This is a genomic window from Janthinobacterium sp. JF4 (assembly GCF_059617925.1).
Genome location: NZ_JCAQAV010000020.1, coordinates 67,233 through 89,817 on the forward strand (window position 1 = coordinate 67,233; position 22,585 = coordinate 89,817).

The following is a 22,585-nucleotide window of genomic DNA, read 5'->3' on the forward strand; positions in this document are numbered from 1 at the left end:
TGTCAAGAATTGACGTGCATACCCTTACCGAAAAATTGAGCTTGCATAAATTTTGAAGTTCGTTGAGACTACAAGAAAATTTTGCGATAGAAAATAATTATCAAAACCATTTAAAAGATCACAAAGTAGAAATTTTTTTCAGAATTTTACATTCTGTAGAGTCTGCACCCAACCAGTGCTTTACTATTAAAAATTTTAATATAGGGATAAAAATTGGATAGCCCATTAAATACAATATGGAAAGAAAGTCCAGAGATAATTCGCAGCTATTACGACTTACTCCCTATGCATGATCGACTTTGCGATGAGGTAAAGTATATTGTTGAAAATAAAATTCGGGTTTTAGGCATTGAAGTTGGACATATCAGTGCCAGAGCAAAAACCCTTGCTAGTTTTTGCGAGAAAATAGAAAGAAAAACATATAAAAATCCGCTGGCAGAAATTACAGACCTAGCCGGGGTTAGGATCGTTTTTCTATACACTTCCGATAAGATTAAATTAGAAAGACTTATCGAAGATGAATTTGAAATTCATGAAAAGGTCGATAAGATTAATGATCAGGGCGTAGAGAGATTTGGCTATGGCGCTCTTCACTATATAGTTGGTTTAAAGGAACAGCATGCGGGAGCAAGGTATGACGATCTGAGAGGAATTCGATGTGAAATCCAAATTCGAACAATTCTTCAAGATGCCTGGGCAATTGTTGCCCATCACTTATCATACAAGCATGAAGAAGATATCCCTAATGAATTGAAACGAAAGCTACATGCACTCTCAGGCATGTTTGAGACCGCAGATGATCAATTTGAAAATATAAATTATGCACGGATTGATTATCAAAATAAATTAAAAATTTCAATTAATTCAGATTCTCAACTATCACTTGAGGCTGACATTAATCTTGATAGCTTACTTGGGTACATGGCATGGAAATTCCCAAAAAGAAATACATCCTCCAAGGAATCTGCTGCCGACCTTTTGGAAGAATTAAATAAATTTGGATACGTTAAATTAAAAAATATTGACGATGCCATTAATAAAGCCTGGGATGCCGTTATGGCTAGCGAAAGGAAATACCCACCTCAGGATCCATTTGAGCATGAACCTGGAGAGTATGTTGGAGTTGGATTTGTTCGAGGAGCGTTGGAGTTTACCGATAAAGATTATCTTGAATTCCGGGGGCATAAATTTTCCATAAAGCGAGTCAGTGAGTTCTCACATCTGGTAAAATAAAATATAAAATATAAATATAAATATAAAATATAATATCCAGCCGCTATACAGTTAAATAGGATTCCCCGGGCCCAGCGGGCCTGAAAAATGGCCAGGGCAAGGCGCGCGGGCGAAGACAGTACGCATGTACGGCGAGCCCAAGCAACGCAGCCATGGACATTTTCTCAGGCCCGCGGCTCTGGCCCGCCGTTCAAAACAATACAATCACTGAACACGCGCCAGGTATTGTGCCAACTGGCCGAACGTCGCCTTGAACCCTTGCCTCATCGACTCATGCCCTTCCAGGAAAGTCCGATGCTGCTCATCCGTGGCCTTATGCGGCGTCGACCGCAACGTCATCGTCGTCTTGCCGTTTTCCTCCGTGAGCGTCATGGTATTGAACGATTCCAGTGGCCAGGTGGCGCTGACCGGATGCTGCACGGCATTGCCCTGCTTGTCCGCAAACGACAGGATGGACACGATCCTGTCCGGCGCATCAATGGACTGGTAGGTAAACTTGCCCCACATCTCATAGCCATTGTCGGCGCGCATGCCGTAGTGGAAAATGCCGCCCGGCTGCAAGTCCAGCGCCAGCACGCTCAATTCGAAGCCGACAGGCCCCCACCACTGGGCCAGGCGCTCCGGCTCCACCCACGATTGAAACACCAGTTCGCGCGGCGCGTCGAAAGTTTGCGTGATGACAAAGTCGCTGCTGTCGCGGTGCTGTCCTTCCTGCTTCTGGTTTTCCGTCGTCATGCTGTCTCCCTGTGTTGATGCGGTCAAGTTGCAGCGGCAACTGGCGGCAGCCGCCAACCTGGCCCCTTGAGCCTACTTCGCCTTCCCCGCCACCTGGTCCAATATATGCTTGGGCACGGCCGCATAGTGCTTGAATTCCATCGTATAGGTGGCCCGGCCCTGGGTCAATGAGCGCAGGGTGGTGGAATAGCCGAACATTTCGGCCAGCGGCACCAGGGCCTTGACGATGCGCCCCGCGCCGCCGGGGATGTCGTCGACGCCCTGCACCATGCCGCGCCGCGCCGTCAAGTCGCCCATGACGTTGCCCATGAACTCTTCCGGCGTTTCCGCCTCCACCTGCATCATCGGTTCCAGCAGCACGGGATGGGCCTTGCGCATGCCATCCTTGAAGGCGATGGAGCCAGCCATGCGGAACGCGTTTTCATTCGAATCGACGTCGTGGTAGGAGCCGAACGTCAAGGTGGCCTTCACGTCCACCACCGGGTAGCCGGCCAGCACGCCGGCCTTCAAGGTTTCGGCGATGCCCTTGTCGACGGCGGGGATGAATTCGCGCGGCACCACGCCGCCCTTGATGGCGTCGACGAACTGATAGCCCGTGCCTGGCGGCAGAGGTTCGAGCTTGAGCACCACGTGGCCGTACTGGCCCCGTCCGCCTGATTGCTTGACGAACTTGCCCTCCACGTCTTCCACCGCGCGCGTGATGGTTTCGCGGTACGCCACCTGCGGCTTGCCGACATTGGCTTCCACGCCGAATTCGCGCCGCATGCGGTCCACTAGAATTTCCAGGTGCAATTCGCCCATGCCCGACATGATGGTCTGGCCCGACTCCTCGTCCGTATGCACCTTGAACGACGGGTCCTCCTGCGCCAGGCGGTTCAGGGCGATGCCCATCTTTTCCTGGTCAGCCTTGGTCTTTGGTTCGACCGCCTGGGAAATCACCGGTTCCGGGAAAATCATCTTTTCCAGCACGATGATGTGATCGATGGCGCACAGGGTGTCGCCCGTGGTGACGGCCTTCAGGCCCACGGCGGCGGCGATGTCGCCCGCATACACTTCCTTGATTTCCTTGCGCTCGTTCGCATGCATCTGCAGGATGCGTCCCAGCCGTTCGCGCGCGCTCTTGGTGGGGTTGTACACCATGTCGCCCGAATTGACCACGCCCGAATACACGCGGAAGAAGGTCAACTGCCCCACGAACGGGTCCGTCATGATCTTGAAGGCCAGCGCGGCAAAGTGCTCTTCGTCCGTCGGGTGGCGCTCCACCTCGTTGTCGTGCTCGTCGTGACCCATGATGGGCGGCACTTCCATCGGCGACGGCAGGTATTCGATGACGGCATCCAGCATCGCCTGCACGCCCTTGTTCTTGAAGGCGCTACCGCACAGCATGGGCACGATCTCGTTACGGATGGTGCGCGCGCGCAGAGCCTGTTTCAGCTCCGCTTCCGTGAACGTGTCGCCATTCAGGTAGCGTTCCGTCAACTCGAAGCTCGCCTCGGCCGCCTGCTCGACCAGGTGCTCATGCCACTCCTGCGCCTGCGGCAGCAAGCTGGCGGGAATCTCGCCATAGCTGAACTGCACGCCCTGGCTGGCGTCGTCCCAGGTAATGGCGCGCATTTTCAACAGGTCGATCACGCCCGTGAAATGCTCTTCGGCGCCGACCGGCAGCTGGATGGGCACGGCCACGCCTTTCAGGCGTTCGGCGATCTGCTGGCGCACGCGCAGGAAGTCGGCCCCCACCCGGTCCATCTTGTTGATGAAGGCGATGCGCGGCACGTGATACTTGTTGGCTTGCCGCCAGACAGTTTCCGATTGCGGCTGCACGCCGCCGACGGCGTCGTAGACCATCACGGCGCCGTCGAGCACGCGCATCGAGCGTTCGACTTCAATCGTGAAGTCCACGTGGCCGGGCGTGTCGATGATGTTGATGCGGTGTTCGGGGAAGTTGCCCGCCATGCCTTTCCAGAAGGCCGTGGTGGCGGCCGAGGTGATGGTGATGCCCCGTTCCTGCTCCTGCTCCATCCAGTCCATGGTGGCGGCGCCATTGTGCACCTCGCCGATCTTGTGATTGACCCCCGTATAGAACAGGATGCGCTCGGTGGTGGTGGTCTTGCCGGCGTCGATATGGGCGCTGATGCCGATGTTGCGGTAGCGCTCGATAGGTGTTTTGCGGGTCATCACAATCTCCATGGCTAGCCTCTGCATCCGGTTTTTCAGTGTAGCAGACATCGATTTGGGCGGCACGGCAACGGGCCGTTTACCAAGCGCACAACACTGCACGCCGCACACACGTCTGGGACAGAGGATAAACAAGGTATTCCGCTATACTTCGACATCCATTAATCCAGTAAAGATTAATCAGCATCAAGACGCACGGTAATTTATCGTGTAAGGCGACGCCGCCGGCATGCAGCCCAGGTGCGCACCGAACGAATGCCCCACACAGCCTATGACTATCCAACTAAGAAAAATAATCCTCTCCTCCCTGCTGGCTTCGCCGGCGCTGGCCATGGCCGGCGAACTGGAACAACAAATGCAGCGTTGCGCCGTGCTTGGCGACGCCAGCGCCCGCTTGGGCTGCTTCGACACCCTGGCCAAGGCGGCGGAAAAGGCCACCATCGCCGCGGGTGGTGATTCCGCCACGGCGGCAGTGACCCTGGCAGCGGCGGCCGAGGTCGCCCCCCTGACGTTTGTCAGCCCGCCGGGCGTGGCCACGCCGGACGCCGTCAACGCCGCCATTCCCGCCATCGCGCAGGCTGGCTCCGCGCCACCGGAAACGCCGATTTCGCGCACGCAGCAATCGTGGGAACTCAACGACGCCTCGAAGCGCGGCCTGTTCAACTTCCGCCCGCACCGCGACACCTATCTGCTGCTGGCCAACTACAGCAACGCCTCGAACGACGAGCCGTTCCAGGATTTCACGCCAGGCGGCGTCAAGAGCCAGCACGTGGAACTGACATTCCAGCTGAGCTTCAAGATGAAGCTGCTGGAAGACATCGCCGGCACGCCCATCGACATGTGGTTCGGCTACACGCAGCAAAGCTTCTGGCAGGCGTACAACCGCAAGGCCTCGAGCCCGTTCCGCGAGACCAATTACCAGCCGGAACTGATGCTGATCTTGCCGATCAACAAGCATTTCGCGGGCCTGGAGTTCAATTACCTGAACTTGGGCATGGTGCACCAGTCGAATGGCCAGACGTCGACCCTGTCGCGCAGCTGGAACCGCGTGTATGCCGAGCTGGGCGTGGAAAAAGACAATCTGGCCGTCACGACGCGCGTCTGGCACCGCCTCGACAATGGCAAGTCCGACAATGATAATATCGACATCATCGATTACATGGGGCATGGCGATTTGCGCGTGAGCTACCGCAACAAGGGGCACGAGTATGCCGTGACGGCCCGCCGCAATTTCAGCAAGAAGCATGGCTCCATGCAGGCAAGCTGGGCTTTCCCATTGAAGGCCAACCTGAAAGGCTATCTGCAACTGTTCTCCGGCTATGGCCAGAGCTTGATCGACTACAACTATTCGCAGAAATCGATCGGCGCCGGTTTCATGGTCGACCTGTAAGCGGCACGGTGGCAGAAACGACAATGGCGCCGAGGGCGCCATTTTTTATGGGAAATATCGGGTTCAGCGCCGGCCGCCGCCCAGCACGCGCGCCGGCAGCATGACGATGGCGCGCAGCAATTCGAACACGCCTTCCACGCCGATGCCGATCAGGCGGAATGGCAGCAACAGCAGCCAGGCCAGCGGATACAGCACAAGGGCCAGCAAGGCCAGGGGCCAGCACACCAGCAAGAGCAGCAGCCACAGCACGAATCCCGGCATCGCGTTCCCCCTCAAATGAAATGTGCGGAGCAAGCCGTGCTTGCCCCGCTACCGTGACAGCACTATAGTCAAGCGCCGCCACGGCGGCAACGGCCATGCGATGAACTGCGTGCTGCGGGGATGAACGGTGCAAAAACGGGAATGAACGGGGACTTACTGGCCGACGCAAATCACTTTCGTGATGTATTCATGCGCGTTCGGCTTCTTGTTGGTGGCCCATTTGATGGCCTGGTTCGCATCGTCGATGGTCATGACGGTGGCCTTGTCCTTCGACTTGATGAAGGACACGCCTTCAAACACGCCTTCCTTGCTGCGCATTACCTTGGCAAACACGGGTGGCCTGGTCTCGCCATCGCTGATTTTGTTCTGTTGCACGAGGTAACGCTGATCGATCTGTTCCATGATAGTAAAGCTGTCCAGTGGGTAAAAGACGAAATATACCCTGAATGGACAAACGCCGCAGGACGAAATCGCTGCGGCGTTGCCTTTACATTCAATGATACTTACGCGTAGACGGCGTTCTGTACCACCGGTTGCAAATTGACATCGTAGATCACCTGCGCGCGGATCGACGCTTCCAGCGACGGGATCGAGCCGCCGGCGCGGTACTGGAAACTCACTTGCAGCACGTCGCCCGCCTTCACGGCGACCGGCGTGGCCAGCGGCAAGCACATGTAGTGGTTCAGCCAGTCGATGGTGGTCGAACGCTCGGGCACCACGGCCAGGATGTTCTTGGTGACGAAACGCAAGGCGTTCAGGGTGCCGCTGCGCTCGACGACGAACTTGCCGTCGAAACCGAACACGCTGTCCGTCGGCTGGCTGAAGTCGATGATGCTGTACACGGAAGGCGGCGCCAGTTCCTGCACGCCAGGATGAATGGCCGTGGTTTCCTGGAATTGCACGATGGGCGCATAAAAGCCTTCGAAATCGTATTCCTGCTGCATCGGCTGCACGGCCATGATGACGGCTTCGGGCAGGAAGATGGGCAGCGGGCCGCCAAAACGGGCCAGGTAGCGGCGCTTGAACGATTCGATCACTTCCACCTGCTTTTCGCGCAGCATGCCGACATGGATCATTTCGCAGATGACCACATCGACAGGCTCGGGCGGCAGGTATTCGAAGGCGTCCGCGTGGACGACTTCGACTTTTTCACCGTTGGGATTGAGCGCCAGCATCTTGCGCGCTTCCTTGACCATGTCCGGATTGAACTCCACGCACCACACCTTGTCGGCGCGGGCGGCCGCAAACCACGACAGCACGCCCGTGCCGCCGCCCAGTTCCAGCACCTTCATGCCGGGCTTTACCGCGTAATCGATCGCCGACTTGAACCCGTGCATGCGGTTCTGGTCCATCAACATATTGTGATGGTAATGGACGGGGATAAATTGCCCCAGGTAACAACTCTCGATTTCTCGTTCATTCAGCATGTCTGTCCTCTTGGAGTCTGGCTCCGATGGCCGATCGGTTTTGTCATTCCAGAAAGCAGTGATATCGCACGGGCTGCGCGAGGGGCGGCGACAATACAGCCGGCGCCTGACGGTGATGTGATGACCCATGCGACGTATCTCCTGATTAATGCGACACGACCATTATCGTTAATCGGCAAGGAGAACAAAGGGCTGAGGTGAGAGGCAATTCCATGCCAGTTTCAGCGCTGGCATGGAAAGTATTGAAACTAATACACCACTTGCAGGTACTTATTTACGTGCCGCGCGCGCCTTCTGTGCCGCGTCGATGATGGCGACCACGCCGGGCTTGTCGCCTGCCTGGGCGAACTGCACGGCCGTCCAGCCATGGCCGCTTTTCAGGCTGGCGTCCGCGCCCCAGGACAGCAGCAGCTTGACGGCGCCCTCCTGTCCTTCGCGGGCGGCAAACATCAGCGGCGTGACGTTGGCGGGCGCGCGCGCATCGACCACGGCGTCACGGTCGAGCAATATCTTCATGATGGGCAAGTCGCCCGCCGAGGCCGCATAGTGGAGCGCCGTCCAGCCGCTCTGGTTGACCTTGGCACCCTTGGCCAGCAAGGCGTTCACGGCGTCCCGCTTGTGCTTGTATGCGGCCATCATCAGCGCCGTGTTGCCATTGGCTGAGCGGGCTTCCAGGTCGATGCCGGGAGCATCGAGCAGCACCTGGAAAACCCGGTCCGCATCGTCGCGCAAGGCCAGCACGAGGGGAATGTCGCCCCGCTGCGCGTCAGGCAGGTTCGGATTCATGCCCTCAAGCAACATGCTGCGCACGCCGCTGACATTATTGACGGACACGGCGCGGAAGAAAGCGTCCGGTTCCGGCGCCGCGTAGCTGGCGGTGGCGCTGCACAGCAGCATCGCCAGGGCGAGTTTTTTCATCATGTATAACCTTAAGAAGTTATGGCAACTGAGTGAATAACTTGAAGAAATTATCCGTCGTCTGCTGTGCCACCTGGGCCAGAGGAATGCCTTTCAGGGTCGACAGGTATTCCGCCACGTGGGCCACATAGCCGGGCTCGTTCATGCGGCCGCGGAACGGCACGGGCGCCAGGTACGGCGAATCCGTCTCGATCAGGATGCGCTCGAGCGGCACTTCCAGGGCCACGGCCTGCAAGTCCTTCGCGCTCTTGAACGTGACGATGCCGGAAAAGGAAATATAGAAACCCATGTCGATGGCGGCGCGCGCCACTTCGAGGGATTCGGTAAAGCAATGCATGACGCCGGCCACGCCGCCGTCGGCCACGCCCGCGCCCTCTTCGCGCATGATGCGGATGGTATCTACACTGGCCGCTCTGGTGTGAATAATCAAGGGCTTGCGCGTGATTCTTGACGCTTTGATGTGCGTGCGGAAACGCTCGCGCTGCCACTCGAGGTCGCCCGTCAGGCGGAAATAGTCGAGGCCCGTCTCGCCGATGGCGATGATCTTCGGATGGTCAGCCAGACGCACCAGGTCTTCCACGGACGGTTCAGGCGTGTCTTCGTAGTCGGGATGCACGCCGACGGAAGCAAGAATATGCGGATACTGCTCGGCCAGGGCCAGCACTTGTGGAAAGTCCGGCAAGTCGACGGACACGCACAGGGCATGGGTCACCTTGTTCTCGGCCATCTTGGCGAGGATCTCGGGCATGCGAGCAGCCAGCTCGGGGAAATTGATATGGCAATGGGAATCGATATACATAAGGCGGGATTGTACCGGAGCACGGGAAAACTGGCAGGGGCAAGGCGCAAATCCGTCCTGCCCTTGACGACTCGCGCGTGGTTCGCCTACTGCCCCACAGGCGGCTGCCACAGCTCCGGCCGGGTCTTGCGCGTGGAAGAAGATGCCGCCGATGCCAGTGACCCGTTTCACGCACGGTCCAGTGCCTTGACTGGAACACCGGGGGCCATGCGTGGCAAACGGTCATGGCGCGCTAGGCAAAAAAGTTATCAAGATGTATAGTGGCTTGCCGGTGCGCAACCATGGGGTTGCGCGCGGAACCATGGAGAGCGTTCATGCTGAAAGTTGCCGGCCCTTTGATACTGCTGGCCTGCCTGGCCCTGACAGCGCCTGCGCAGGTGCAGGCGCAGAACCAGCGCGATGCGCCCAAGGCCATCCCCGATGCCGGCCTGTGCCAGCCCGTCTGCGCCTCGGCGCGCCAGGATTGCCGCGCGCACGTGCAAGGCGCCACGGAAAACGATAGCAGGCCCATCCTGTCGATGAAGGCGAGCAGCAACCCCTATGTTGCAGCAGGCAAAGAAGCGGGAGCCCAGTCGCAGCAGCTGCGCCCGACCGAAGCCGAGGCCTTCCGCGCCCGGCGCGCCGAACGCCAGCATGCCTGTGACGTGCAATACCGCAGCTGCACGCGCGCTTGCGGCTAAGCCATTCCAATCGGGCAAAAAAATCGTACAATCTGGATTAACTTGATAGCACAAGCCCTTGATTTCATTGACAGCTTGACGCGTAATCGAGCAGCATGTCTTCCAGGAACAACTTGGGCGACAAGGGGTGTTCGGCAATCGCCCGGCGTTCGTTGGCCGCCTTGATGGCGGCCATCAGACGGCTCACGTTGATGCGTCCTGCCAAAGCTTCCAGCTCGCGCCGGTGGCGCGGGTAGTAGCGGATGGTGCCGGACAGCTTGACGGAAAACACGTCGTACAGCCAGCGCTGCAAGGAAGCGACCAGCGGCGCCAGCGGCGCTTTCTGCAATTTATCCGCCGCCTTCAGGGCCGCTTCCACGCCGGGATTGGCCAGCACCTGCAGCAACTGTTCCGTTTCTTCGCGGCCACCCGATTCGGACTGTGCCAAGGCGGCCAGCGGCGCGCCGCCCTGCTCGCGCAGCCAGCTGTCCGCATCGTTCAAGCCTTGTTGCTTGAGCCACGTCAAGGCCTGCTCGTGGCTGGGCATGGGCAAGGCGAACTTGCGGCAACGCGACAATATCGTCGGCAGCAATCGGTCCAGGCTGTTCGATGCCAGCAGGAACAAAGTGCCCGGCGGCGGCTCTTCCAGTGTCTTCAGCAAGGCGTTCGACGCCGGCGTGTTGAGCGCCTCGGCCGGGTACAGCACCACCACGCGCAAGCCTTGCCGGTGCGTGGAGATGTTCATGAAGTCGGCCAGGTTGCGGATCTGCTCGATCTTGATGTCTTTCGACGGCGTCTTGGTCTTGGCGCTTTTCTTCGCGCCATCGCCCTCATCGCCATCGTCGGCTACCTCGTCCTCCAGCGCTTCCGGACGGACCCGGCGGTAATCGGGATGGTTGCCCTGGCTAAACCAACCGCACGAGGCGCAGGCGCCGCAGGCATGGCCGTCGGCGCGCACGTCTTCGCACAGCAAGGCTTGCGCGAAATGCTCGATGAAGTCGGCCTTGCCGATGCCTTGCGCGCCATGGAACAGGATGGCGTGCGGCATGCGCGGACGCAAGGCTTGCAACTGCTGCCAGGCGTCCTGTTGCCACGGATAGAGAGAACTGGTCATTTTATTCTTTGTAAATCAGCGTGTTGCAACGCTTTGCTCAAGCAATACATCAAGCAGCTGCGCGAGCTGCACTTGAATATCGGCAATGCTTTGTGTGGAATCGATGATGCGGAAGCGTCCAGGGAACTGCGCCGCGCGGCGCAGATACTCGTTGCGCGTGGCGGCAAAGAAGTCCGATCGCTCCTGCTCGAACTTGTCGAGCGCACGCGTGGCGTCCAGCCGGGCACGGGCGACGTCCAGCGGCACGTCGAACAGGAACGTCAGGTCCGGCTGCAGATGCGGGTGCACCCACGCCTCCAGCGCTTCCATCTTGCGCAAGTCCATGCCGCGCCCGCCGCCCTGGTAGGCGAAGCTGGCATCGGTAAAGCGGTCGGAAATGACCCACTCGCCCCGCTCCAGAGCCGGCGCGATGACTTGCGCGATGTGTTCGCGGCGGCTGGCGAACATCAGCAAGGCTTCCGTTTCCAGATGCATTTTTTCATGCAGCAGCAGTTCGCGCAGCTTTTCGCCCAGGCTGGTGCCGCCCGGTTCGCGCGACGAGACGAGGGTCACGCCCCGCTGCCGCAGGTAGTCGGCGACAAAGCCGATATGCGTCGACTTGCCCGCGCCATCGATGCCTTCGAAGGTGATGAAGCGGGGTTGATAGTGTTGTGTCATGAAGCTTCTTACTTAATCAGGTGAAATTAGCAGGTGAAATTAGCAGGTGAAATTACCGCTGGTACTGGTTCACGGCGCGGTTATGGTCGGGCAAGTTGGCCGAGAACTGGCTGGTGCCGTCGCCGCGCGCGACGAAATACAGCGCCTGCGTGCGGGCCGGCGCCAGCGCCGCCGTCAGCGATTGCGCGCCAGCCAGGGCGATCGGCGTGGGCGGCAAGCCGCCGCGCGTGTAGGTATTGTACGGGGTGTCCGCTTCGAGGTCGCGTTTGCGGATCTTGCCCTGGTAGTTGTCGCCCATGCCATAGATCACGGTCGGGTCCGTCTGCAGCAGCATGCCCGTCTTGAGGCGGTTGACGAACACGCCGGCGATCATGGCGCGCTCGGATTTTTGCCCCGTTTCCTTTTCCACGATGGAAGCCATGATCAGCGCCTCGTACGGATTCTTATATGGCAGGGCCGGATCGCGCTTGTCCCACGCTTCGGACAGGCGCCCGATCATGGCCGTGTGCGCCTGCTTGAAAATCTGCATCTCGCTGGCGCCCTTGGCGAACAGATACGTATCCGGGAAGAACAAGCCTTCCGGCAGCACATATTCCGGGCTGATTTTCGCCATCAGTTCCTTGTCGGACAGGCCTACGGTATCGTGCTTCAGGCCAGCATGGCTGGCCATGGCCAGGCGCATCTGTTTGAAGGTCCAGCCTTCGATGATGGTCAGCGACTCTTGCGCGAACTCGCCGCGCGCCAGTTGTGTGATCAGGCGCTGCGGCGTGGTGCCCGGTTTCAACTCGTAGGAACCGGCCTTGATCTTCGAGGTCTTGCCTTCGATGCGCGCCAGCATGTTGAACAGGATGGGCACGATGGGCACGCCCGCGTCCGCGATTTGCTGGCCGGCCGCATGCGCGCCGCTGCCCGGCGCGATCGTAAACGGGATCGCTTCGCCGTCCGTGGTGATGGGCTGCTGCGCCCAGTACACAAAAGTACCACCGACGCCGATGGCGGCGATGACCGAGCTGACTACAAGTTTTTTAAAGAAAGCCATTGTTCCGATTCTTGTGATGCGGGCGCTGATGGCCAACGTCCGCTTGTTATGATCGTTCATTTGTGAAGCAAGTGCGCGCAAAGCGGCGCCAACACTGGCAATCTTGCCGCTGCCGACGCAATCTGCGCGACATCACTATAATGAACCCGTAATGATAATGCTTAATCGCTGATCTAATGGAAATTATGAATAACTGGAATCAATTTTTAACCGCACAAGGCGGCCGCCCCGTTGCCACCGATGGCGCGCCTGACAGCACCGCCCCTATCGCCGCCGCCTCTATCCACGATTTCGGCCAGTCCCTGACAGTGTCCCAGCTGCAAGAAGGTTTTGTCGCGGCCATCACGGACCAGGGCTTGATCGGCCTGAACGGCGACGAGGCAGCCAGTTTCCTGCATGGCCAGTTGACCAACGACGTGGAACACCTGAGCCTGGAGCAAGTGCGCCTGGCCGGCTACTGCACGCCGAAGGGCCGGCTGCTGGCCAGTTTCCTGATGTGGCGCAACGCCACCACCATTTATCTGCAATTGCCGCGCGCCATACAGCCGGCCATCCAGAAGCGCCTGCAGATGTTCGTGCTGCGCGCCAAGGCCAAGCTGCACGATGCATCCGGCGATGATGCCAATCAAGTCATCCTGGGCCTCGGCGGCAAGCAAGCCAGCGCGGCCCTGTCCGCCTGGTTCCCCGCACTGCCCGCCACGCCGTTCAGCAAGGTCGAGCATCCGCTGGGCACCCTGCTGCGCGTGGCCGATGCCTTTGGAAGCGCCCGCTATGAATGGCTGACGTCGGCCGCCACGGCGCGCGACGTGTGGCCGCAGCTGGCCGGCACGCTCGCCAAGGGCGGCAATGACGCCTGGCAATTGTCGGACATCCACGCGGGCATCCCGCAGATCACGGCCGCCACGCAAGAGCAGTTCGTGCCGCAAATGGTCAACTTCGAGCTGCTGGGCGGCGTCAATTTCAAGAAAGGCTGCTACCCGGGCCAGGAAATCGTCGCGCGCAGCCAGTATTTGGGCAAGCTCAAGCGCCGCACCACCCTCGTCAGCATTGCCGATCCTTCGGTAGTGGCCGGCGGCGAACTGTACACCGTCAGCGACCCGGAGCAACCTTGCGGCATGGTCGTCAACGCGGCGCCCAACGGTGACGGCGGCATCGACGCCCTCGTCGAAATGAAGCTGGGGGCGATCGAAGCAGGTTCAAGCGCCGCCGGTGCCGTGCGCTACGGCTCAGCCCAGGGTGCCACCGTGCAGTTCCTGCCCATGCCTTACGTGCTCGACGCACTCGACTTGTGAGAATGCCATGAAAGATTTGTACATTTACTATCAAGTGAAGGAAGAGCACGCCCAGGCGCTGGAAGCCAGGGTCCGTGCCTTGCAGTCAAAACTGGCGGCCGCGTCCGGCGTGGCGCCGCAATTGAAGCGCCGTCCGGACAGCAAGGATGGCTTGCAGACGTGGATGGAAATCTATCCTGTCGTCGGCGAAGGTTTTACCGAACTGCTGGCCACTGCCGCCGACGAGGCGGGCTTGCTATCGTTGACGGCGGGCGCGCGGCATACGGAAGTATTCATGGATTTGCCTCCATGTGCCTGATCGTTTTTGCCTGGAAAGTCAATCCGCACATCCCGCTGATTGCCGCCGCAAATCGCGACGAATTCTATGAACGCGCCAGCGCCCCTGCCGGCGCCTGGCCCGAGCACCCGCAAGTGTATGCGGGCCGCGATCTGCAGGCGGGCGGCAGCTGGATGGGCATCACCCAGGCCGGCAGTGGCAGTTCGCGCTTTGCCGCCATCACGAATATCCGCAGCCCGCAAGACCGCAACCCGGACGCCCCCTCGCGCGGCGCCCTGGTGGCCGACTATCTGGCCGGCGACATGTCGCCGCAAGATTACGTCGCGCAAATCCGCCCCGGCAGCGGCACCTACAACGGTTTCAATCTGGTGCTGGGCGACGCGGACACCCTGATCTGGTTTTCCAACCGGGGCGATGGCGATGCGCGCAATGGCCAGCCATTGGAGCCGGGCATCTACGGCCTGTCGAACGCCCTGCTGGACGCGCCGTGGCCGAAAGTCTTGAAGACCAAGGCCCAGTTCGCCAGCCTGCTGTGCCAGGGCGCACCCGACGAAGCGTATTTCGACATGCTGGCCGACACCACGCGCGCGCCCGACTTCCGCCTGCCCGACACGGGCGTGCCGCTCGACCTCGAGCGCGTGCTGTCCGCCGTCTGCATCGAAACGCCAGGCTACGGCACGCGCACCTCCACCGTCGTGAAACTGTTCCCGGACTCGCCCGGCGAACTGCATGAACTGCTGATCCAGTAGGTCGGGTAGGTCGGGTTAGCGCGCAAGCGCGTAACCCGACAACACCAGCGCCCTCAACCTGCATCACCGCCGTCCCGATGTCGGATTACGCGCGCCTCCTGCGCGCTAATCCGACCTATGCAAGCTTCCCCTATCCGCATCGACAACCCACCCACCATCCATCCGCACAAAAAAGAAAGCGCTTGCGCAAGCGCTTTCTTTTGTTTACGATAGATTCAAACGCGGCGACACAGCCGTAACCAATCGCAGCACACAATAATAATAAAACCTCAGGAGACACCATGGCCACCATGGAAGATGTAGCGCGGGCGGCGGACGTATCGTTGTCGACCGTCTCTCATGTAGTCAACGGCACCCGCAAGGTCAGCCCGAAAACCGTCGCCGCCGTCAACGCGGCCATGCAGCAGATCGGCTATGTGCCGAACATGCTGGCCCGCGCCCTGGCCGGCTCGTCGTCGGGCACCATCGGCGTGGCCATCTCCGCCTTCACCAATCATTACTTCAGCGAAACCGTGCGCGCCATCGAGGCGGCCTGCACGCGCCATGGCTTGATGATGCTGTTTTCCGATACGCATGACGATCCCGCGCAGGAATTGAAAGTGGTGCAGAACTTGCACCAGCGCCGGGTCGACGGCATCGTACTGGCGCCGTCCGGCGATCCGCATAACCGCGCGCTCGATTATCTGACCAGCAACAAGATCGCATCCGTGCTGGTCGACCGCATGTCGCCACAGCCGTTCGACCAGGTGGGCGTGGAAAACACGGAGGCGACGGCCCAGCTGGTCAGCCATCTGATCACGGCCCACGGCCACCGCCGCATCGGTTTCATTGCCGGCGCGCCCGGTCTGTCCACCACGGACGAGCGTATCGCAGGCTACCGCCTGGCCTTGCAGCGCGCCGACATCGCCTTCGATGCGGACTTGCTGCGCTCGGGCGACTCCAACCTGGAGCGCAGCGGCGCGGCCACGCGTGAATTGCTGGCCCTGCCCGCCGCACGGCGTCCCACGGCCATCGTGGCCGGCAACAACCTGATGACCATCGGCACCATGCATGCCTTGCGCGACGCGCACATTGCGGTACCGCAAGACGTCGCGCTGGCCGGCTTCGATGATTTCGACTGGGCCGATTACTTCAGCCCCCGCCTGACCGTGATGGCGCAGCCGCTCGAAGAGCTGGGCGCCATGGCCGTCGACCTCTTGATCGACCGCATCGCCAATCCGGGCCGCGCCCAGCATGTGCAGCGCTTGTCGCCGACCCTGCGCGTGCGCAACTCCTGCGGCTGCCCCTGACTTTTTACTCTAAATAATATGCATCCAGCGATTTCCCTCGGTATCGACCTCGGTACCTCCGAACTGAAAACCGTGCTGATGGACAGCGTGGGCGCCGTGCGCGGCCAGGCGTCCGTGCGCATAGCGACCAGCCGCCCGCAAGCGGGCTGGTCCGAACAAGCGCCGCAGGACTGGTGGGCCGCCTGCGTCAACGCCCTGGCCCAGCTGCGCGCCGGCTGGCCGCAGGAATATGCGCAGATCGCCTGCATCGGCCTGTCGGGCCAGATGCATGGCGCCGTGCTGCTCGACACCAACGATCAGGTCATCCGTCCCGCCATCCTGTGGAACGATGCGCGCGCCGAAGCCGAGGCGGCCGCCCTGGCGCGCGACTATCCCGCGTATGCCGACGTGACGGGCAGCCTGCCCATGGCGGGCCTGACGGCGCCGAAATTGCTGTGGCTGCAAACGCACGAGCCTGACGCCTTTGCCGCCATCGCCTGTCTGCTGTCGCCGAAAGACTATTTGCGCCTGCGCTTGACGGGCAGCAAGGTCACCGAGATGTCCGACGCGGCCGGTACCCTGTGGCTGGACGAAGCCAGGCGCGCCTGGTTCGCGCCCATGGTCACGGCCTGCGGCTTGCGCCTTGATCAAATGCCGGCCCTGGCCGAAGGCGACGCGGCCACGGGCATCGTGCTGGCGGCCATCGCTGACCAGCTGGGCTTGCCCGCGAATGTGGTGGTGGCCGGCGGCGGCGGCGACAACCCCGTCTCGGCCGTGGGCATCGGCGCCGTCAACGCCGGCGACAGTTTCATTTCGCTGGGCACCAGCGCCGCCATCGTCTCCGTCACCGAGGCGCCGCTGGGCAACCCGGCCGGCGGCGTGCACAGCTTTTGCCACGCCCTGCCCGGGCGCTGGTATGCGATGGGTGCGATCCTGTCGGGCGCCAGCTGTCTGCGCTGGGCGACGGGTGTGCTGGGCCAGCCTGACGAAGCGGCCCTGCTGGCGCTGGTGGAAAATGCCTTGCCGCTCGACACCGCCATCGCCCCTTCCGCACCGCTGTTCCTGCCCTACCTGTCGGGCGAGCGCACGCCGCACAACGACCCGCAAGTGCGCGGCGCCTTCTTGCAGCTGGGCCACGACAGCACGCCGGCGCAGCTCGGCTATGCCGTGCTCGAAGGCGTGGCCTTTGCCTTGCGCGACGCCATGGCGGCCGTCACGTCGACGGGCGCCGTCGTTCCCCACTGCATGCTGGTGGGCGGCGGCGCGCGCAGCCAGTACTGGGCGCAGATGCTGGCCAATGTGCTGGGACGCGAGATGCGCACCCTGCACAACAGCGAACTGTCCGCCAGCCTGGGCGCGGCCAAGCTGGGCTTTGCCGCCATCGGCCAGCGCCAGTTGCTGGCCACCAGCTTGCCCATCAAAAACACTTTCCTGCCCGATGCCGCGCACAGCGCAGCCTTGAGCATCCGTTACGGTCGCTACCGTAGCCTGTTTCCCGCCGTGCAAGCCTTGCACCAACTCAGTGATAAGGAATAGTAATGAATCAGCTGCAACAATTGAAGCAACACAGCACCGTCGTCGCCGACACGGGCGACTTCCTGCAACTGGCGCGCTTCGCGCCGCAAGACGCCACCACCAATCCGTCGCTGATCCTGAAGGCCGTGCTGCAGCCCGATTACGCGCCCTTGCTGGAAAGCACGGTCGCCGCGCATAAATCCGCTTCGCTGGACGATATCGTCGACCAGGTACTGGTGCGCTTCGGCCTGGAAATCTTGAAAGTCGTGCCGGGCCGCGTGTCGACGGAAGTCGATGCCCGTTTGAGCTTTGACCGCGACGCCACCGTGGCCCGCGGACGCCGCCTGATCGCCCTGTACGAGAAAGCTGGCATCAGCCGCGAGCGCGTGCTGATCAAAGTCGCCGCCACCTGGGAAGGCATCCAGGCGGCGCGCGAACTGGAAAAAGACGGCATCTTTTGCAACCTGACCCTGCTGTTCGCGTTTTGCCAGGCCGTCGCCTGCGCCGACGCGAACGTGCGCCTGATTTCGCCGTTCGTGGGCCGCATCTACGACTGGCACAAGAAATCGCAGGGCGCGGCATGGGACGAGGCGGCGCGCAGCCTGTCCAACGATCCTGGTGTACAGTCGGTCACGCGCATCTTCAATTACTACAAACAACATGGCATCGCCACGCAAGTGATGGGCGCCAGCTTCCGCAATGTGGGGCAGATCACGGCCCTGTCCGGCTGCGACTTGCTGACCATCAGCCCGGACCTGCTGGCCAAGCTCGAAGCGGCAGATGCGCCGTTCGAGCGCGCCTTGGGCGGCGACCTGGGCGCGGCACAGCCGGCCATCACGTATGACGAAGCCGCCTTCCGCTACGCCTTGAACGACGATGCGATGGCGACCGAAAAGCTGGCCGAAGGCATCCGCGGCTTCGCCGTCGATGCGGGCAAGCTGGACGCCATGATCGAGCAATTACGCAGTCAATAAGTTTGCACCCCCTTTTCACCCGTAGCACTGTTTGTTTTTACAATAAAAACCCTTGGAGATCCTCATGAAAAAAGTCATTACCGCCTCCCTCTTGCTGTCCGCCGCCTGCGGCGCTTTCGCTGCTGACAAACCGCTCAAATCGATCGGCGTGAGCGTGGGCGACCTGGCCAACCCATTTTTTGTCGCCATCGGCCGCGGCGCGGAAGAAAGCGCGAAAAAGCTGGGCGGCCCCGGCGTGAAAGTCACCACGGTGTCCAGCAAGTATGACCTGAACACCCAGGTGGACCAGATCGAGAACTTCATCGCCAACAAGACCGACATCATCATCCTGAACGCCGTCGATTCCAAGGGCATCGCGCCAGCCATCAAGAAAGCGCGCAATGCGGGCGTGGTCGTGATTGCCGTCGACGTGGGCGCCGTGGGCGCTTCGGCCACCGTGATGTCCGACAACACCATGGCCGGCGACGTCTCGTGCGCCTACCTGGCCAAGCAGATCGGCGGCAAGGGCAATGTGGTGATCCTGAACGGCCCGCCGGTGACGTCCGTGATCGACCGCGTCAACGGTTGCAAGAAAACCCTGGCCGCGTTCAAGGATATCAAGATCCTGTCCGACAACCAGAACGCGGGCGGCAGCCGCGACGGCGGCATGACCGTGATGTCGAACCTGCTGACGGCCCATCCGAAGATCGACGGCGTGTTCGCCATCAACGATCCGACCGGCATCGGCGCCGAACTGGCGATCAAGCAATCGAAGCGCACGGACGTGAAACTGATCACGGCAGTCGATGGCGCGCCCGATGGCCAGAACGCCCTGAAAAACAAGGCCGGCCTGTTTGCCGCCACCTCGGCGCAAAACCCGTACCGCATGGCGACGGACGCTGTGCAGATGGGCTACGACATCATGAACGGCCGCACGCCGAAACAGACCATGGTGCTGTTGCCGACCCCGGCCATCACCAAGGAAAACGTCGCCACCTACACGGGCTGGGTAAAGAACTGATCTGCCTGACCTGAACCACGTGGCGCCGCCGGCCAGACGGCAGGCGGCGCCAGTTTCACCAGCAAGGAAGGACAGTCATGAGCGACGAAATTATTTTTGAAATGCGCGGCATCGAGAAGCGCTTTGGCGCCACGCGCGCGCTGCGCGGCGTGCACCTGACGGTGCGCAGCGGCGAAATCCATGCCGTGATGGGCGAGAACGGCGCCGGCAAGAGCACCCTGATGAAAATCCTGTCGGGCGTGTACACGCCGGACGCCGGTGAAATCATCCTCGACGGTAAACCGATCCGTATCCGCAACCCGGGCGAGGCACGCGCGCTGGGCATCAACCTGATCTACCAGGAACTGAGCGTGGCCAAGAACATGACGGTGGCGCAGAACGTCTTCATGGGCAGCGAACCGCAAGGACCGTTCTGGACCGTCAAGGGCGGCGAAATGCGCGCGCGCACGAACGCCATCCTGGCCGACCTCGGCTCCCGTTTCGACGCCGACACCATGGTCGCGTCCCTGTCGATCGCCGAGCAGCAGCAGGTGGAAATCGCCCGCGCCCTCGTGCACGACAGCCGCATCCTGATCATGGACGAGCCCACTGCCGCCCTGTCCGACCGGGAAACCGAACAATTGTTCCGCATCATCGAAGAGCAGCGCGACAAGGGCCTGGCCGTGCTCTACATCAGCCACCGCATGGCCGAGGTGGAACGCCTGGCGCGCCGCATCACGGTACTGCGCGACGGCGCCTATGTGGGCGAGCTGGGCAAGGATGAGCTGGATCAAAAGAAAGTCGTGCAAATGATGGTGGGCCGCCCCGCCGACGACTTTTATGCGCACCAGCGGCGCACCACGCGGGGCGCCGAGCGCCTGCGCGTGGAAAACGTGGGCGGCGGCAAGGTCAAGCCTGCCTCGTTCGCCCTGCATGCGGGCGAAGTGACAGGCCTTGCCGGCCTGGTCGGCGCGGGCCGCACGGAACTGGCGCGCCTGATCTTTGGCGCCGACAAGAAGCAATCGGGGCACGTGTGGCTCGATGGCCAGGAAGTGCATATCCACCGGCCACTGGCGGCCATCCGCCACGGCATCGGCTACCTGCCGGAAGACCGCAAGAGTCTGGGCCTGTTCATGCAACTGTCGGCCATGGAAAACATGTCGATGAACATCCTGTCCAAGCATTCCACGGCGGGCGTCGTCAACCGTGGCGCCCTGACCCAGCTCACGCGCGAGGCGATCGCCAACCTCAACGTAAAAGTGTCGGGGCCGGACGGCATCGTCGGCGGACTGTCCGGCGGCAACCAGCAGAAAGTCTTGCTGGCGCGCTGGCTGGCCATCGCACCCAAGGTCCTCATCCTCGACGAACCGACGCGGGGCGTGGACGTGGGCGCGAAGAGCGAAATCTACAAAATCATCCACCAGTTGGCGGACGCGGGCACGGCCGTGCTGTGCATTTCCAGCGAACTGGCCGAGCTGGTCGGCATCTGCGACCGCGTGATGGTGATGTGCGAAGGACGCCTGACGGGCGAAGTGACGGGCGACGACATCACGCAGGAAAACATCCTCGCCTATGCCACCCATCTGGACGCCGCTTAAAAAATCAATACAGGGAGAACTATCATGACTACCACCACCACCGGCGGCGCCGCAAGCGCGCGCCAACCCTTCAATGCCTCGAACCTGATGCGCCGCCTGGGCATGCTGCCCGTGCTGGTCGTGCTGTACCTGGCCATGTACGGCCTGACCGTGTATTTCTCGGCCGACGGCACGTCGACCTTCATGACCAGCAATAACACCATGAACATCTTCCGCCAGGTGTCGATCAATATCGTGCTGGCGTCCGGCATGACCTTCGTCATTCTGACCAGCGGCATCGATTTGTCCGTCGGCTCCGTGCTGGCCGTCTCGGCCGTGGCAGGCATGCTGATGTCGCTGTCGGCGCAATTCGCCGGTTTCTCGATTCCCGCCTTCCTCATCGTCGGCCTGCTGCTGGGCGCTCTGAATGGCGTGCTGGTGGCCCTCGTCGGCCTGAACCCGTTCGTCGTCACCCTGGGCACCATGACGGCCCTGCGCGGCGCGGCCTACCTGTTCGCCGACGGCACCAGCGTGCTGAACACGGAAATCCCCAGCTTCGAATGGATGGGCAACGGCAGCTTCCTGGCCATTCCCTGGCTGATCTGGCTGGCCGCGGCCGTCGTCGTGCTGACCTGGTTCATCCTGCGCAAGACCACGCTCGGCCTGCATATCTACGCCGTCGGCGGCAATATCCAGGCGGCACGTTTGACGGGTATCAAGGTCGGCCTCGTGCTGATGTTTGTCTACACGATCAGCGGCCTGTTCGCGGGCCTGGGCGGCGCCATGTCGGCCAGCCGCCTGTACGCGGCCAACGGCAACTGGGGCACCGGCTATGAGCTGGACGCCATCGCGGCCGTCGTGCTCGGCGGCACCAGCCTGATGGGCGGCGTGGGCTCCGTCTGGGGCACCGTCATCGGCGCCCTGATCATCGGCGTGATGAACAATGGCTTGACGATTCTGGGACTGTCGTCGTTCTGGCAATATGTGGCGAAAGGTGTCGTGATCGTGCTGGCCGTGATTCTGGATAAATGGCGCCAGTCGCACGCGCAGAACTGATGGTGGTGTCGGGTTACGCGCTACGCGCGTAATCCGACAATACCCTGGAACACCAGCCGCATCTCCACATGCGCAATCCCCGCCTCTTCAAATATCTCCCCCTGCTGAACGAAACCGTGGCGCGCATAGAATGGCGCGGCCACGGTTTGCGCGTTCAGCACGACCGCCTTGTCTCCCCGTGCGCGCGCCTTTTCCATCAACAATTGCAGGATGGCCCCGCCCACGCCCGTGCCGCGGCCCGGCTGGCGCACGGCCATGCGGCCAATGTGACCGTCTGGCAATAACCGGCCCGTGCCGATGGCGGCGCCACAGGCGTCATAGGCGACGGCGTGCAGGCAGACGGCGTCCATGTCGTCGAGTTCGATCTCGGCCGGCACTTTCTGTTCATCGACGAAAACTTCAAAACGGATGGCGGTGGCGTCCTGGCCCAGGGTGGCCCAGTCGCCGAGGCGGATGGTGTGCTTGGTCATGGTGTAATGTAGAAAGAGACA

23 protein-coding genes are annotated in these 22,585 nt (G+C 61.1%); 12 read left to right on the forward strand and 11 right to left on the reverse strand.

Features of this window, described 5'->3' with window-relative positions; all coding sequences use genetic code 11:
* Positions 1 to 213: 213 nt before the first annotated feature.
* Positions 214 to 1,233: a GTP pyrophosphokinase gene (locus tag AC54AF_RS16180; protein WP_496637366.1), complete on the forward strand. Its 1,020-nt coding sequence runs from the start codon at positions 214 to 216 to the stop codon at positions 1,231 to 1,233.
* Between the two features lie 204 nt (positions 1,234 to 1,437).
* Here the strand turns inward: AC54AF_RS16180 and AC54AF_RS16185 are convergent, their stop codons facing one another.
* Positions 1,438 to 1,968, reverse strand: a complete 531-nt coding sequence (locus AC54AF_RS16185; protein WP_496637367.1) for an SRPBCC family protein — start codon at positions 1,966 to 1,968, stop codon at positions 1,438 to 1,440.
* Positions 1,969 to 2,040: 72 nt separating this feature from the next.
* Entirely contained in the window at positions 2,041 to 4,143 is a 2,103-nt protein-coding gene (gene fusA / locus AC54AF_RS16190) for an elongation factor G (protein WP_496637368.1), read from the reverse strand.
* A 271-nt stretch (positions 4,144 to 4,414) separates the two neighbouring features.
* Between fusA and AC54AF_RS16195 the strand changes: the two genes are divergently transcribed.
* Positions 4,415 to 5,533, forward strand: a complete 1,119-nt coding sequence (locus AC54AF_RS16195; protein WP_496637369.1) for a phospholipase A — start codon at positions 4,415 to 4,417, stop codon at positions 5,531 to 5,533.
* Positions 5,534 to 5,596: 63 nt separating this feature from the next.
* Here the strand turns inward: AC54AF_RS16195 and AC54AF_RS16200 are convergent, their stop codons facing one another.
* The 5 genes from AC54AF_RS16200 to AC54AF_RS16220 form a co-directional block, all read right to left on the reverse strand.
* Positions 5,597 to 5,794, reverse strand: coding sequence for a hypothetical protein (locus AC54AF_RS16200; protein WP_131686513.1), 198 nt, complete (start codon positions 5,792 to 5,794; stop codon positions 5,597 to 5,599).
* 153 nt (positions 5,795 to 5,947) lie between these two features.
* Positions 5,948 to 6,196 carry a hypothetical protein gene (locus AC54AF_RS16205; protein WP_131686512.1) on the reverse strand — a complete coding sequence of 83 codons (249 nt, stop codon included), beginning with the start codon at positions 6,194 to 6,196 and terminating at the stop codon, positions 5,948 to 5,950.
* 101 nt (positions 6,197 to 6,297) lie between these two features.
* Entirely contained in the window at positions 6,298 to 7,221 is a 924-nt protein-coding gene (locus tag AC54AF_RS16210) for a class I SAM-dependent methyltransferase (RefSeq protein WP_077404687.1), read from the reverse strand.
* A 270-nt stretch (positions 7,222 to 7,491) separates the two neighbouring features.
* Positions 7,492 to 8,142, reverse strand: a complete 651-nt coding sequence (locus AC54AF_RS16215; protein WP_496637370.1) for an ankyrin repeat domain-containing protein — start codon at positions 8,140 to 8,142, stop codon at positions 7,492 to 7,494.
* Positions 8,143 to 8,158: 16 nt separating this feature from the next.
* Complete coding sequence (locus AC54AF_RS16220) at positions 8,159 to 8,938, reverse strand: TatD family hydrolase (RefSeq protein ID WP_496637371.1); 780 nt, start codon at positions 8,936 to 8,938, stop codon at positions 8,159 to 8,161.
* A gap of 314 nt (positions 8,939 to 9,252) precedes the next feature.
* On the opposite strand from AC54AF_RS16220, the gene AC54AF_RS16225 reads away from it, so the two are divergent.
* On the forward strand, positions 9,253 to 9,618 hold the full coding sequence (locus AC54AF_RS16225; RefSeq protein WP_496637372.1) for a hypothetical protein: 366 nt from the start codon (positions 9,253 to 9,255) through the stop codon (positions 9,616 to 9,618).
* 64 nt (positions 9,619 to 9,682) lie between these two features.
* On the opposite strand, the gene AC54AF_RS16230 is transcribed toward AC54AF_RS16225, so the two are convergent.
* Genes AC54AF_RS16230 through mltG form a run of 3 tightly spaced genes read right to left on the reverse strand, consistent with a single transcriptional unit; the run spans position 9,683 to position 12,407 of the window.
* Positions 9,683 to 10,711: a DNA polymerase III subunit delta' gene (locus tag AC54AF_RS16230; RefSeq protein ID WP_496637373.1), complete on the reverse strand. Its 1,029-nt coding sequence runs from the start codon at positions 10,709 to 10,711 to the stop codon at positions 9,683 to 9,685.
* 15 nt (positions 10,712 to 10,726) lie between these two features.
* Positions 10,727 to 11,368, reverse strand: coding sequence for a dTMP kinase (tmk, locus tag AC54AF_RS16235; RefSeq protein ID WP_496637374.1), 642 nt, complete (start codon positions 11,366 to 11,368; stop codon positions 10,727 to 10,729).
* Positions 11,369 to 11,420: 52 nt separating this feature from the next.
* Entirely contained in the window at positions 11,421 to 12,407 is a 987-nt protein-coding gene (mltG, locus tag AC54AF_RS16240) for an endolytic transglycosylase MltG (RefSeq protein ID WP_496637375.1), read from the reverse strand.
* Between the two features lie 185 nt (positions 12,408 to 12,592).
* On the opposite strand from mltG, the gene ygfZ reads away from it, so the two are divergent.
* From ygfZ to AC54AF_RS16285, 9 genes are all read left to right on the forward strand, one after another.
* Positions 12,593 to 13,699 (forward strand): CAF17-like 4Fe-4S cluster assembly/insertion protein YgfZ, encoded by a 1,107-nt coding sequence (gene ygfZ / locus AC54AF_RS16245; protein WP_496637376.1) that lies wholly within the window; start codon positions 12,593 to 12,595, stop codon positions 13,697 to 13,699.
* 7 nt (positions 13,700 to 13,706) lie between these two features.
* The gene (locus AC54AF_RS16250) at positions 13,707 to 13,997 is read left to right on the forward strand and encodes a DUF4936 family protein (protein WP_131686504.1); all 291 of its coding nucleotides are present in this window, start codon (positions 13,707 to 13,709) and stop codon (positions 13,995 to 13,997) included.
* Entirely contained in the window at positions 13,988 to 14,725 is a 738-nt protein-coding gene (locus AC54AF_RS16255) for an NRDE family protein (protein ID WP_496637377.1), read from the forward strand. The genes AC54AF_RS16250 and AC54AF_RS16255 overlap by 10 nt, the downstream gene beginning before the upstream one ends.
* A 281-nt stretch (positions 14,726 to 15,006) precedes the next feature.
* Complete coding sequence (locus tag AC54AF_RS16260; RefSeq protein WP_496637378.1) at positions 15,007 to 16,014, forward strand: LacI family DNA-binding transcriptional regulator; 1,008 nt, start codon at positions 15,007 to 15,009, stop codon at positions 16,012 to 16,014.
* A 30-nt stretch (positions 16,015 to 16,044) separates the two neighbouring features.
* On the forward strand, positions 16,045 to 17,529 hold the full coding sequence (gene xylB, locus AC54AF_RS16265) for a xylulokinase (protein ID WP_496637389.1): 1,485 nt from the start codon (positions 16,045 to 16,047) through the stop codon (positions 17,527 to 17,529).
* Between the two features lie 2 nt (positions 17,530 to 17,531).
* Positions 17,532 to 18,482, forward strand: coding sequence for a transaldolase (tal, locus tag AC54AF_RS16270; RefSeq protein ID WP_496637379.1), 951 nt, complete (start codon positions 17,532 to 17,534; stop codon positions 18,480 to 18,482).
* 64 nt (positions 18,483 to 18,546) lie between these two features.
* A complete protein-coding gene (locus AC54AF_RS16275) occupies positions 18,547 to 19,482 on the forward strand; it encodes an ABC transporter substrate-binding protein (protein ID WP_077404737.1) in 936 nt (311 codons plus the stop codon).
* Positions 19,483 to 19,559: 77 nt separating this feature from the next.
* Positions 19,560 to 21,059 (forward strand): sugar ABC transporter ATP-binding protein, encoded by a 1,500-nt coding sequence (locus AC54AF_RS16280; protein WP_496637380.1) that lies wholly within the window; start codon positions 19,560 to 19,562, stop codon positions 21,057 to 21,059.
* Positions 21,060 to 21,083: 24 nt separating this feature from the next.
* Positions 21,084 to 22,094 (forward strand): ABC transporter permease subunit, encoded by a 1,011-nt coding sequence (locus AC54AF_RS16285; RefSeq protein ID WP_436474452.1) that lies wholly within the window; start codon positions 21,084 to 21,086, stop codon positions 22,092 to 22,094.
* Between the two features lie 20 nt (positions 22,095 to 22,114).
* Here AC54AF_RS16285 and AC54AF_RS16290 read toward each other — a convergent pair whose 3' ends face one another.
* A complete protein-coding gene (locus tag AC54AF_RS16290; RefSeq protein WP_496637381.1) occupies positions 22,115 to 22,564 on the reverse strand; it encodes a GNAT family N-acetyltransferase in 450 nt (149 codons plus the stop codon).
* Positions 22,565 to 22,585 lie beyond the last annotated feature (21 nt).